Source organism: Yersinia sp. J1, from assembly GCF_050586585.1.
Classification (GTDB): Bacteria; Pseudomonadota; Gammaproteobacteria; order Enterobacterales; family Enterobacteriaceae; genus Yersinia; species Yersinia entomophaga.
In genome coordinates, this window is the sequence record NZ_JBOBDP010000008.1 from 16,646 (window position 1) to 29,950 (window position 13,305).

Genomic DNA, 13,305 nt, shown 5'->3' on the forward strand with positions numbered 1-13,305 from the left:
TTATTCCAAAGATAACCGCATTATACGGCATAGTTTGTCTCTGGATACTGATCTAACTTACTACGTCTTACCTAATCTTTATACGGCAGACATTATTTGTAACGACGAGCTTTTCGAAACTGACCGCTACGAACTTGTTCGTCTCCAGCCGATAACCCACGCCAATGCTCCCGCCACCAGTAACCCGATAGAAATCTCGGTTGCACCAGACAGCTGGAAAATCGTTCCACTCACTAATAGTGTAGCGCCAACGCCGAACAAATACCGTGATTGCCCCTGACGTTGTTGCTGCCCTTGCATCTGCGTTGTGAGCTTATCTACGCTTTGCTGCAATAGTTTATGCTGCTGAAGGCTGTCGTAAACCAGTTCAGGCAACTCAGGGAATTTCTCTGCCCAGAAAGGTGCTTTTTCCTTCAATGCTCGAATAACCGCCGGAATCCCAACCTGATCTCGCAGCCAGCTTTCAAGGAAAGGTTTGGCCGTGGTCCACAGATCTAACTGCGGATAAAGCTGACGGCCTAACCCCTCAACATAGAGCAATGTTTTTTGCAGTAAAACCAACTGTGGCTGCACTTCCATATTGAAGCGGCGAGCAGTATTAAACAGATTGAGTAATACGTGCCCAAACGAGATTTCAGCCAACGGTTTTTCAAAAATGGGTTCGCAAACGGTGCGAATGGCAAATTCAAAGTCTTCGACGTTGGTATCGCGAGGAACCCAACCTGAATCAACGTGTAATTCAGCAACTCTGCGATAATCCCTATTGAAGAAAGCAATGAAATTCTCGGCCAGATAGCGCTTGTCCGCTTTATTCAATGAACCAACAATACCGCAGTCAATACCGATATAACGTGGGTTCTCAGGGTGTTCATAGCTGACAAAAATATTCCCCGGATGCATATCCGCATGGAAAAAACTGTCGCGAAACACTTGAGTGAAGAAGACCTGCACGCCGCGTTCAGCCAGTAATTTCATATTGGTGCCCTGACTTTCAAGAGCCGCAATATCAGAAACGGGAATACCATAGATACGTTCCATCACTAGCACGCTTTCCCGACAATAATCGGAGAAAATCTCTGGAACGTACAGCATCGGGCTATCTTCGAAATTACGGCGCAGCTGGATAGCATTGGCCGCTTCACGTAACAGATTCAGCTCATCCAACAGCGTTTTTTCGTACTCGCGCACCACTTCTCTCGGGCGCAGACGGCGGCCATCAGGCAACAATTTAGGTACCCAACCGGCAAGTCGATACATCAAACGGACATCAGCTTTGATAATCGGCCGTATATCTGGGCGGATCACCTTCAGCACCACTTCCTGACCATTCTCTTTTAAACGAGCCGTATGTACCTGAGCAATAGAGGCCGATGCCAGAGCTTCCTGTTCAAAATCATCAAACCAGGTTTCCAGCGGCCCGCCCATCGCCAACTCAATGTGCTTACGCGCCAGCGCGCCATCAAATGGGGCCACGCGATCCTGTAACAAGGCCAACTGATCGGCAATAACCGGAGGAAACAGATCGCGGCGGGTCGACATCATCTGGCCAAACTTAATCCAGACGGGGCCTAGTTCCTGCAACGCTAAACGCAGACGCTCGCCCAGAGGCTTATCTTTGTGACGATTAGGAATCCAGAAGAACAGATAGCGGCCAATGCGTAATGGCAGCGTTAAACGAATCTTCGGGATTAACTCATCCAGTCCGTAACTCAAAAATACCCGAATAATCAAATACAGGCGCCGAAGTTCTCCTGGCGTCATCGTTTTGCCTCCATCTTGGCCAACCGGGCATCAAAAGCATCCACATCACGCTTAATTGCATCAACTTCTTCGTTAAACCAGACAATCTCCAACGGAGCCGGTGCCAATTTCCACTCTTCAGTTAATACTTCAGCCAGATAAGCCTGCTGCTGCTGAAAACGGCTGACTAAAAACTTACCGCCTTTACGCAATGTCTGCCCTATTGTTTCTGCTGCGATATCACCAATATAGGGCGCTAGCCATTCGGCAGGTTCCCACTCAGCGAGATCTAATAAAGCCACCAATTGTTGAACGACCTGAATGTCACCATCGACGATCAGCTCACCGCTGCGCATTAAAGGTGACAGCTGCTGGCGATCCCGAAGCTTCGATAACACTGCAATTCCGGTTTTTACCGTACAGTCCGCATTGCCTTCCCACGCGCTCACAACGTCAACCTGGGCATCGCTGAACACCAGAACCAGAGGTTGGTTCAGCTCATGCAGCTCAACACGTAATACTTTGGAAGACAAACGAGAGCGAGCCGCTTTCATACCGCGATCGCGGAATAGCAGACTATTGAGTGCAGTTTCCAGAGCCGCCGTTATCAGCGGCGTTAATAAAATCGGCTTCAGCAACATTGGTTTTAACAACATTGGTTTCAACAACATGGGCACATCCATATCAGAACTTAAACCCACGGTGTAATGCGACAATACCGCCGGTCAAGTTTGTATAGGTTACATTTTCAAAGCCGGCATCAACCATCATATCTTTTAGCGTTTCCTGATCCGGATGCATCCGAATGGATTCGGTAAGGTAGCGATAGCTGTCAGCATCATTAACAACCATTCCACCAATTTTTGGCAGAATGTGGAATGAATAGGCATCGTAGACTTTAGTCAGCGGCTCCAGCAGCGGTTTGGAGAACTCCAGAACCAACAGGCGACCACCCGGCTTAAGAACACGGAACATGGATCGCAGCGCTTTTTCTTTTTCGGTGACATTTCTCAAACCGAATGAAATCGTGATGCAATCAAAATAGTTATCAGGGAAAGGTAAAGCTTCAGCATTTGCCTGCACGTAGCTAACGTTGCCAAGAATTCCGCTATCGCGCAGTTTTTCTCGCCCCATTCGCAGCATGGATTCATTGATATCGGCCAGAACGACCAGGCCTTGCTCACCTACCAGTCGAGAGAATTTGGCCGTCAGATCGCCCGTACCACCAGCGAGATCCAGTACTCGCTGACCACGGCGAACGCCGCTACAATCAATGGTAAAACGCTTCCAGATACGATGAATACCGAATGACATCAGATCATTCATCAAATCGTATTTCGCCGCTACGGAATGAAAAACTTCTGCCACCATGCCTTCTTTTTCTTCTTTGGCTATGGTGCGAAAACCGAAATGAGTGGTTTCCTTATCCTGATCTACCATTTTCTCTGCCTGCTTTTCAGTCAATCTTTCGGAGGAGTGTACCAGAACCGAGGTGAAAGCCCCACTTCGCCCAGCGTTAGCCGGTTAGCCTGTCCGCTGATTTTCAGCGCGAACATAGCGAGTGAGACACTGCTAATTCTGATATTTCAGTGAAGTCGAATCATCTTGTAACGACGATTCAGCCTCATCGTTTGAGAGGGCTAAATCCCCCTCTGGATCGTGCTCTGCAATGGCGCGTGCAGCCAATGACGGGCTAATAGGTTTTTTCACTTCAACACCTAAGGCACGAAAACTTTCAACTTGCCCTATCAGGTTACCACGGCCTTGAGCCAGTTTGTTCATTGCCTGACGATAACTTATATGTGCCTTATCGAGGCTTTGGCCTATGGATTCCATGTCATCCACAAACAAACGCAGCTTATCGTAGAGCTTGCCAGCTCGTTCGGCGATATGTTGGGCATTCTGACTCTGGTGCTCGTAACGCCATAAATTCGTAATAGTTCGTAACGCGACCAGTAACGTTGTCGGGCTTACCAGCATGATGTTGTGCTGTAGCGCTTGGGTGATCAACTCCGGCTGCCTATCTATGGCAACCAAAAAAGCAGGCTCTACCGGGATAAACATCAGTACGTAGTCGAGCGTACGTAAACCCGGCAACTGCTGATAATCTTTACGACCCAACTGTTTGATATGGTTACGCAATGATGAAATATGCTCGTTCAAAGCCTGAGTTCGCTCGGTGTCATTATCGCTATTGAAATAGCGCTCATAAGCCACCAGCGACATTTTGGCATCAATCACCACGTCCTTACCCTGCGGTAAACGAACAATCACATCCGGCTGCATCCGGCTATTGCCTTCAAGATTGACGCTAACCTGAGTTTGGTATTCGTAACCGTCCCGAAGTCCCGAGGCTTCCAACACTCTGCCAAGCACAACCTCACCCCAGCTCCCCTGAGTTTTATTATCACCTTTGAGCGCTTTGGTCAGATTGAGGGCTTCCCGTGCCATCTGGGCATTAAGTTGCTGTAGGCTCCGGATTTCGTGAGTCAGCGTATGACGCTCACGGGCTTCCTGACCGAAACTATCCTGAACCTGACGACGGAAACCGTCCAATTGCTCGCGCAAAGGCAGGAGCAACTTATCCAGACTCTGCTTATTCTGTTCATCAGCCCTACGGCCAGTTTGTTCAAAGATGCGATTTGCCAGATTCTCGAACTGAGTGGTCAGGCGTTGTTCACTATTCATCAATAATCGCTGCTTTTCTTCAGCAGCCAGGCGCGTTTCCTCCAGACGAATGGTGACTTCACGCAGTTCGGCCTCCTGCGCACTGTTCACTTCTCTCTGGGCGCGCAGTTCCTGATTAAGTTGCTCACATTCATTACGCCAATGATTAAGCTGCTGTAGCTTCTCACTGCCAGCAGCCAGCTGGCTATGCAGGCTGCGTAATTCCAACGCATTCTCCTGCAATTGTTGCTCTTTACGCCGTTGGGTCTCCTCCTGCTGGACTAAGTCCTGTTGCGACTGTTGCAATGATTGTTCCAACAGCCGTAGTTCAGTTTCTCGCTGTGTATTACGCTGCTGGAAACGCAAACTGGCAATTAACCAGCCCAGCAGGCCCCCCATAACACAGCCACTCAAGCCCCAAAATATACTGGTATCCACGCTGCCTCCGCCTCATTAACCCTCTGCCCGTCAAGGTAAGGGGATACTGTATGGATGTCCAGAGGGTTTTCGCCTTACATCCAAGGATGCGAAACAGTACGCAAAACTATAACTCCATGCAAAATTCGGTATTCTCGCCACCGGTAAATCGGCTAAAACAAAGTGGAACCGAATACAACCTGCAGGGAGGTCAACCCATCCAATGAGTAAGCCATTTAATTCCGAAAGCACCGGGCGCGAGGATGCCAAAGGCCCAAATCAACGCCGAAGTAATATTGGCAAACTGGAAATAACGTTGAGGCATGGCGCATATGCCAGCAACCAAAGGAACGATGGCGCGCAGCGGGCCGAAGAAGCGCCCGATAAAGGCACCAAATACGCCCCAGCGCTCAAAAAACGCGTGACCACGTACCAGTAATTGAGGATTTCGCGAAAGTGGCCACATGGTTGCCACGCGATCCTGATAATGGAAACCAATCCAATAGGAGAGCCAGTCACCGAAGAAAGCACCGGCCGCAGCCGCAGCCCAGATCGGCCAGAAGGGAATTCCGCTTTCACCGATGAGCGCCCCTAGCCCCAATAAGATAACGGTCGCAGGCAATAACAATGACAAAAAAGCCAGCGACTCACCAAAGGCAAGGAAAAAGACGATAGGTGCAGCCCAGATTTCATGTTCACGGACAAAATCCGTTATGTAGGTTATGACGTCATTGAGGGTCACATGCATCTTCCTGTTATTGATGAGATTACGAGCCAACAGCATAACCAATTCACGGCAGCTCTAACTCAACAAAAAATAAACGGCCGGTAAATGCCAGCCGTTTAAACAGGTTAACGTACAGAATTAAATATGTCAGGCATTTGCCGTGACGGAGCGCTTAGACATCTCGGCGGAACGACGAGTCCAAAGCTCACGCCATTTTCTCAAAGCGGCGATGAGGATGATTACGCCTAGCGTCATCATAATGATGGATATGATGCCGTTAAACAGGTTGTAGCCCGAAGCCGCAGAGTTAAAGTACACATGTCTGATCATCCAATAACCGGCATAATTTACGGTAACAAACAGGTAAGCCAGCGGGATAATACAGGTCAGCATATAGATACGTTTGGTAGCCAAACGCAGGATAATGGTTGCACCAATAATCAAGCCAACGGATGCCATTAACTGGTTTGATACGCCGAACAGCGCCCAAACGGAGTTGATATCACCAGAGTTCAGTAAATAGCCCCACAGCGCACAGGCGATAACGCTACAAGCCAGAGTACCCGGTAGCCAATCCGTACGTTTCAGTGGTGCCCAGATATCGCCGAGGAAATCTTGCAGCAGATAGCGTGCAACGCGGGTACCGGAGTCTACGGCGGTCAGGATAAATACGGCTTCAAACATGACAACAAACTGGAAGAAGTAGGCCGCCAGACTGCTGAACCATGGCACGCGGATAAAGATATCTGTCATACCTACGGCAAGAGTAACTGCGCCACCGGTACGACCGTAGAGATCCAGACCGATCTCCTGGCTTAGCGTTGGTAGGTTAACCACATCCATGCCCAACGCGCCCCAAGCTTCCGCAGAGGAGTTAATTGCAAAATAATCAGCGGGATGCAATGAAGTTGCAGCGATCAGCGCCATGACGCCAACCATACACTCGGCCAGCATAGCGCCAAAACCTACCGGTAAAATATCGCTCCACTTATCAATCTGTTTCGGCGTGGTGCCAGAACCGATAAATGCGTGGAAACCAGAGATTGCGCCACAGGCAATGGTAATAGAAATAAACGGCCAGACCGGGCCAGCCAGAACCGGGCCACCGCCGTGGATAAACTGAGTAACGGCAGGGAACTGAATTTCCGGGTTAATGAAAACAACGCCGATTATCAACGCGCCAAATACACCAATCTTCATAAAGCTAGACAGATAACCGCGCGGAGTTAACAGCATCCACACCGGCAAAGCGGTCGCGAAGAAGGCATACAAAGGCAGAATGATACTGACGGTATTGGCTTTCAACGTCAGCCATTCACCCAGCCAGGTTCCTTCGATATAAGGGCCCACGAAAACACAGACCATAATCGCGGCAATACCCACGTAGGAAGCGCCTCTCATGCTGCCGGTCATTCGCTCCCACAAACCTACGCAAATGGCGATAGGAATGGTCATGAATACCGCGAAAGCCCCCCAAGGGTTGCGCTCCAACGCATGCACCACAACCATAGATAAACCGGCCATAGTGATTGTGATGATGAACAACATAGCCAAACCGGTACACCAGCCGGCAATCGGCCCCAGTTCGGATTTTGCGACTTCAGAAAGAGATTTACCCTGATGTTTCATCGAGGCAAACAGCACGACGGTATCGTGGACAGCGCCACCGATGACACAGCCGATTAACAGCCACAGGAAACCCGGTAAGTAACCGTATTGCGCCGCCAGCACGGGGCCAACCAAGGGCCCCGCTGCTGCGATAGCCGCAAAGTGGCTGCCAAAGTTGACCCATTTTTTAGTAGGAACGTAATCTTTACCATCTTCGAAGGTGTGGGAAGGTGTAATTTCAGTATCATCGACCTGCAGTACTTTCCGAACAAAAAAGATACCGTATAAGCGGTAGCAGATCGTCAGAATACATACTGTGGCGATAACAAAGGTAATCGCATGTTGCATGATTATTCTCTCCAGGGAATTTATCAGGCGTTAACATACGCCTGGCCTATAAGAGAAGCGCTGAGGATCTGATTAAGCGGTCGCCAGCATGATTAAGCGGTCACAAAACGCCGCTAAGTGGCGATCGGAAAATTGAAGATATACGAAAGAAGCAAAAAGCTGACGACGGTACCGCCGCCAACAATATGATATTAATCACAAAAAATGAGTTTTATATTTAAGAGTTACTCAAGATAATACGACTGAAGTTGCTCTCTTTCAGCACGACCCAGACCGAACTCCTGCAGTAACCAGTTATCACGATTACCATAGCGGTCATTAATGCTGGTTAATGCGGTATGAAGGAATTCTTCTCTGGCTGAAAGCACGTAAGCGAACTGATTCAACGCATTATCGTGAAGCTTTTTAGCCAGTTCGCTCAACATTAATTCGCGGAACGGCGCGAGCGTCGTTTCAGTTAGCAAGTAATCCTCCAGAACCGTTGCTTCATCGGCTCCCAGCGCAAACAATACCAACCCGGAACCAACGCCAGTGCGGTCTTTTCCTACGGCACAGTGCTGCACTACGCCAGTACCTTCAGAATTACGCAATAAATGAACTAACTGTCGGTAAGCCGAGTTGTTAAAAGGCAAGCGGCGATAAAGCTCCAGCATAAATGAACGAGCATCAAACTCGGCTAGCGTTTCGTTACTGAGCTTATCCAGATTGGCGTTGACGTCGGTACTGAGAGGGTTCGCGGGGAAATGATGGTATGTGGCTCCTTGCCAAAGGATATCGGGTTTAGCCTGAACTTCATCGGCATCACGGTAATCCAGTATATGGCCAACGGCACGCTTATGCAGAAAAGTACGGTCTTTTTCACTCAACCGATCTAATGAACCGGAGCGAAACAGTAATCCTCGCTTAACTCTGCGGCCATCGGCTGCCAGGTAACCGCCAAAATCACGGAAGTTAATACCGCCATCAAGCGGAACCAGTGAGGGATGCTGTGTAAAAGGGGTAGTCATAATATCCTCTTATTATATCGTCCATTATAAGAGGTAAAACCTTACCAGATTATCAGTGGAAGGAAAGAACGGGCCACCAGAGGCAGCCCGACACGCGATTACAACAAGCGACGAGCTGCTTCAACCACGATTTTTACCGCATGACTTTCGGTTTTTTGCATAGTCTCTGCGTTAGGAATTTCTTGCTGGGTACGGTTTACGATAACACCGGCAACCATACCGGCGCGCAGGCCTTGGCTGGCGCACATAGTCAACAGCGTAGCGGATTCCATCTCATAGTTCATCACGCCCATAGCCTGCCATTCTTCCATCGAGCCACGGAAACGGCTCACTACGCGACCAGAGAAAGTATCGTAACGTTCCTGACCCGGATAGAAAGTATCGGACGAGGCGGTGACACCAATATGCGTGGTCGCGCCAATGGATTTAGCCGCTTCAACCAAGGCGGTAGTACAAGCGAAATCAGCAACCGCAGGGAACTCCATCGGTGCGAAATGCAGACTGGCACCGTCCAAACGCACTGCGCCTGTGGTTACCAGAACGTCACCGACGTTGATGTTAGGCTGAATAGCACCGGTAGTGCCGATGCGCAGGAAGGTACGTACGCCCAACTGAGCCAATTCTTCCACGGCGATAGAGGTTGACGGGCCGCCGATACCGGTTGAACAAACGATAACTGCCTTACCGTCCAATTCTGCACGCCATGAGGTAAATTCACGATGAGAAGCCAGATGTACTGGGTTATCCATTAATTTTGCAATTTTCTCAACACGTTGTGGATCACCCGGAACGATGGCCAAAGTAGCCCCTTTCAGATCGTCCTTCGTGAGGCCAAGGTGGAAAACATCGGATTTAGACATGTGAGACTCCTCTTTCATGAGAAATATTGTAGGGAGGAACAAAGAACTACTTTACTCAATATCACCGAATTATTTCGTGATAGCAGTCACTTTGATAGAAGAAATAGAATGTATAAGAACAAATAAAGTGTGACAAAAATCACAAAATAACACCGTTCAGGTTATTTTTTGTGCTTTAAAAGCCCTAAATAAGAGTAACAGCATCCAGATTCACTCAACGGCCGAAAACAGAGTGTGTGTCAGCTCACCTTTTCACCGTTCGAGCACACATTTAATCCGTTACGACATCGCCTTTCCGCCATTAATTGCAAATATTACCTATAGTTAAATCCGGAAAACTCATTCGCTAACTTCAGGGAGACCATTATGAAGACTGACCCACTCATTACTCTCAGGCAAACAGCCGGAAAGTTCACGCCGGCCGTTAATCCGTTGGCCTCCTCCGTTATTCATACCGATAAAAAAGGCATTCAGGCCGGTGATACTACAATCCCGTCGCAGGGTGATTTGCTGCCAGCTTATCTCGCTAAACCGGCACAACATAATGGCCCTTGCCCGGTGGTGATTGTAGTGCATGAAATCTTCGGCGTGCATGAACACATTCGGGATATTTGCCGCCGCTTAGCGAAACAGGGCTATTTGGCCATCGCTCCCGAGCTGTATTTCCGCCAAGGTGATGCCAGCGAATACAATGATATGAGGCAGTTAGTCAGCCAGTTGGTCAATAAGATCCCCGACCGACAAGTATTAGTGGATTTGGATCATACGGTTAACTGGGCCTCCCGCCACGGTGGGGATATCAGTAAGTTAGCGATAACCGGTTTTTGCTGGGGAGGGCGTATCGCCTGGCTTTATGCGGCGCATAATCCTCAGTTGAAAACGGCAGTAGCCTGGTATGGGAAACTTATTGGGGATAAAAGCCTTAATAGCCCGAAACATCCCGTTGATATTGCGATCAACCTTTCCGCTCCAGTACTGGGCCTGTACGGCGGGCAGGATTCAGGAATTTCACAAGATCAGATAGAAACCATGCGTCATGCACTACGTGCCGCCAATGCCGACGCTGAAATTATTGTTTACCCGGAAGCGGGCCACGCCTTTAACGCCGATTATCGGCCTAACTACAATGCGGAAGCCGCTCAGGATGCCTGGCAGCGAATGTTGGACTGGTTTGCTCGCCACGGCGTCAATGCCCATAAACCGGTCGATGATGCCTCTTAAACGTTTCAATCCATATCTTTCACCAACATTCCCACTTCGGCATAAACCTCCCCCAGCAGCAAGATAGGGGGAGGTTTTTATCTATCAGTCGCACAAAATTCTGCACGCATCAATTTGATACTTCTATTCTCCAATAGCGGTTTCACCGTCAGTACCTATCAGCTATAAAAAAGGGCGCTAACAAAGTTGAGAAGCGGAGACATGTGCCGAATGGGTCGGAACAGCGTGAGCCGTCGGCCCCCCTCTCGGTGCAGTCGCCCCACCAGCTTCGGGGTAACTGCATAGGCTTGCCATCAACAGCAAGGCCGCCACTGCGCCTTTGATTCAGTGATAAATAATCAGGCTTGCTCTTCACGCAGCCGCTGGGCCGCCAAGACCATGTTGGCCAGTGACTGACGGGTTTCTGGCCAACCACGAGTTTTCAGGCCACAATCCGGGTTAACCCACAGGCGTTCAGCCGGGATTCGCTGGGCCGCTTTACGTAGCAAGGCTTCAATCCATTCCACGCTAGGCACGTTCGGCGAGTGAATATCATAAACGCCGGGTCCAATCTCATTTGGATAGTCAAAGTCTTCAAATGACTCAAGCAGTTCCATATCTGAGCGGGAGGTTTCGATGGTAATCACATCCGCATCCAACGCAGCGATAGAATCCATGATGTCGTTGAACTCGCAGTAACACATATGGGTATGGATTTGAGTATCATCCTGCGCCACGGCGGCATTCAGCTTGAATGCATCCACTGCCCAGTCCAGATAGGCCTGCCATTCAGCCCGACGCAGGGGTAAACCTTCACGCAGCGCGGGTTCATCAATCTGGATAATACCGATACCGGCTTTTTCCAAATCTTCCACTTCATCACGCAGCGCCAACGCAATTTGCTTGGCGATGGTTTCACGGCTCACATCCTCCCGCGGGAATGACCAGCATAGGATAGTGACCGGCCCGGTTAACATGCCTTTCACCGGCTTGTCAGTCAGGGATTGCGCATATTGGGCCCATTCAACGGTAATCGCTTCTGGGCGGCTGATATCACCGATAATGACCGGTGGTTTTACACAGCGGGAACCGTAGCTCTGTACCCAACCGTTTTGCGTAAAGACGAAACCATCCAAATGTTCACCAAAGTATTCAACCATGTCGTTGCGTTCAGCTTCACCGTGAACCAACACATCCAGCCCCAGCCGCTCCTGCTCGGCAATCGCCTGTTTGATATGCTCGCTGATACCGGTGCGATAATTTTTGCCATCCAGGCGACCTTGTTTGAAGTCCAGACGCAAGCCACGAATTTCAGTGGTTTGCGGGAAAGACCCTATGGTGGTGGTCGGCCAGGCCGGTAAATTAAAGCGTTTACGCTGCGCTTCGGCACGCTGTGGGTACGGGTTTTGGCGCTCGCTGTCTTTCGGCGTTATAGCCGCCAGACGTTGTTCCACGTGTGGATTATGAACCCGACGAGAAGACTGACGAGCGCGAATTGGAGCGCTGTAATTCGCTAATTTTACTAGTTTTTCTTCGTCTGGCGCATTCAGCGCTTTGGTTAACAGAGACAATTCTGCACATTTTTGCAGCGCAAAAGCAAACCAGTTTTTCACTTCTGCATCCAAACGGGTTTCTTCACTGAGATCGATTGGGCTATGTAATAACGAACAAGAAGTCCCCAGCCATAGTTGACGACTGCCGACCAACGGCTGCAAACGTTCGAACCATGTGCTCAGATCGGCACGCCACACATTACGACCATTAATCACACCGAGCGACAGCAGCCAATCTTTGGGTAGTTTCTCATTCAGCGTAGCGATATCGTCTTTACCAGCCACTACGTCTACATGCAGCCCCTGAACCGGCAGAGCGCGAATAGTATCCAGATTGTGGCCGATGCTATCGAAATAGGTGGTTAGTAATAGTTTAACCTGCCCTTGTAGCGACTGGTAAGCCGGTTGGTAAGCATCCCGCCATTCTTTAGGCAGCTCCAGTACCAGCGCCGGCTCGTCGATTTGTACCCACTCGATGCCACGTTTAGCCAGCTCGGCCAAAACTTGCTGATACACCGGTAAGATATCTTTCAGTAAGGTTAAACGGTCAAATTGCTCACCTTTGACTTTACCCAGCCACAGATAGGTTATCGGGCCAAGCAGTACCGGCTTGATTTTGTGTCCGAGCGCCAGCGCTTCGTCGACTTCATCCAGCAATTGCGTCCAACCAAGCTTGAATTCCTGCCCTTGCTGGAACTCGGGCACCATGTAGTGGTAGTTGGTATTGAACCATTTGGTCATTTCTGCCGCCGCTGCCGGTTTACCGGTTGGCGCACGACCACGACCAATGCGGAATAATGTATCCAGATCGATACTCCCATCAGCATTCTGGTGGCGTGCCGGAACGTTACCCAGCAACAAACTCGTGGTTAACACATGGTCGTACCAGGCGAAATCGCCCACCGGAACCAGATCCACGCCGGCTTGCTGCTGTTGCTGCCAATGACGAGCCCGCAATTCGCGCCCCACATTGAGCAATTCTTCCTGCGTGATGTTGCCTGCCCAGTAACTTTCTTGTGCTTTTTTTAGTTCACGTTTCAGACCAACGCGTGGAAAACCCAGTGTGTGATTTAAAATTGCCATCGTCATACTCTCCATTTAGCCATCCAGATGTTTACACATCCATAATCAGCAGGTACTGTATTAACCACAAGCGCAATTTTTTCACTGTCACTGTG

The 13,305-nt window shown here is 49.6% G+C and carries 10 protein-coding genes; 1 reads left to right on the top strand and 9 read right to left on the bottom strand.

The window, feature by feature from the left end:
• Positions 1-126 precede the first annotated feature (126 nt).
• The 8 genes from ubiB to udp form a co-directional block, all read right to left on the bottom strand.
• Complete coding sequence (ubiB, locus tag ACQ4OC_RS12635) at positions 127-1,761, bottom strand: ubiquinone biosynthesis regulatory protein kinase UbiB (RefSeq protein WP_064514293.1); 1,635 nt, start codon at positions 1,759-1,761, stop codon at positions 127-129.
• The gene (gene ubiJ, locus ACQ4OC_RS12640; protein WP_064518314.1) at positions 1,758-2,411 is read right to left on the bottom strand and encodes a ubiquinone biosynthesis protein UbiJ; all 654 of its coding nucleotides are present in this window, start codon (positions 2,409-2,411) and stop codon (positions 1,758-1,760) included. Before ubiJ ends, ubiB begins: the two co-directional genes overlap by 4 nt.
• A 13-nt stretch (positions 2,412-2,424) precedes the next feature.
• Positions 2,425-3,180 carry a bifunctional demethylmenaquinone methyltransferase/2-methoxy-6-polyprenyl-1,4-benzoquinol methylase UbiE gene (gene ubiE / locus ACQ4OC_RS12645; protein ID WP_064514294.1) on the bottom strand — a complete coding sequence of 252 codons (756 nt, stop codon included), beginning with the start codon at positions 3,178-3,180 and terminating at the stop codon, positions 2,425-2,427.
• A 132-nt stretch (positions 3,181-3,312) separates the two neighbouring features.
• Positions 3,313-4,845: a DNA recombination protein RmuC gene (rmuC, locus tag ACQ4OC_RS12650; RefSeq protein WP_430971214.1), complete on the bottom strand. Its 1,533-nt coding sequence runs from the start codon at positions 4,843-4,845 to the stop codon at positions 3,313-3,315.
• Positions 4,846-5,035: 190 nt separating this feature from the next.
• Positions 5,036-5,566: a DedA family protein gene (locus ACQ4OC_RS12655; RefSeq protein ID WP_064514298.1), complete on the bottom strand. Its 531-nt coding sequence runs from the start codon at positions 5,564-5,566 to the stop codon at positions 5,036-5,038.
• A 132-nt stretch (positions 5,567-5,698) separates the two neighbouring features.
• Positions 5,699-7,507 (bottom strand): carbon starvation CstA family protein, encoded by a 1,809-nt coding sequence (locus tag ACQ4OC_RS12660; protein ID WP_064514300.1) that lies wholly within the window; start codon positions 7,505-7,507, stop codon positions 5,699-5,701.
• 224 nt (positions 7,508-7,731) lie between these two features.
• Positions 7,732-8,514: a tyrosine-protein phosphatase gene (locus tag ACQ4OC_RS12665; protein ID WP_064514302.1), complete on the bottom strand. Its 783-nt coding sequence runs from the start codon at positions 8,512-8,514 to the stop codon at positions 7,732-7,734.
• Positions 8,515-8,612: 98 nt separating this feature from the next.
• Positions 8,613-9,374, bottom strand: a complete 762-nt coding sequence (udp, locus tag ACQ4OC_RS12670) for a uridine phosphorylase (RefSeq protein ID WP_049600980.1) — start codon at positions 9,372-9,374, stop codon at positions 8,613-8,615.
• 366 nt (positions 9,375-9,740) lie between these two features.
• Here udp and ACQ4OC_RS12675 point away from each other — a divergent pair, with 366 nt between their 5' ends.
• Entirely contained in the window at positions 9,741-10,595 is an 855-nt protein-coding gene (locus ACQ4OC_RS12675) for a dienelactone hydrolase family protein (RefSeq protein WP_430971215.1), read from the top strand.
• A gap of 338 nt (positions 10,596-10,933) precedes the next feature.
• On the opposite strand, the gene metE is transcribed toward ACQ4OC_RS12675, so the two are convergent.
• Positions 10,934-13,210, bottom strand: coding sequence for a 5-methyltetrahydropteroyltriglutamate--homocysteine S-methyltransferase (metE, locus tag ACQ4OC_RS12680; protein WP_120806492.1), 2,277 nt, complete (start codon positions 13,208-13,210; stop codon positions 10,934-10,936).
• Positions 13,211-13,305 lie beyond the last annotated feature (95 nt).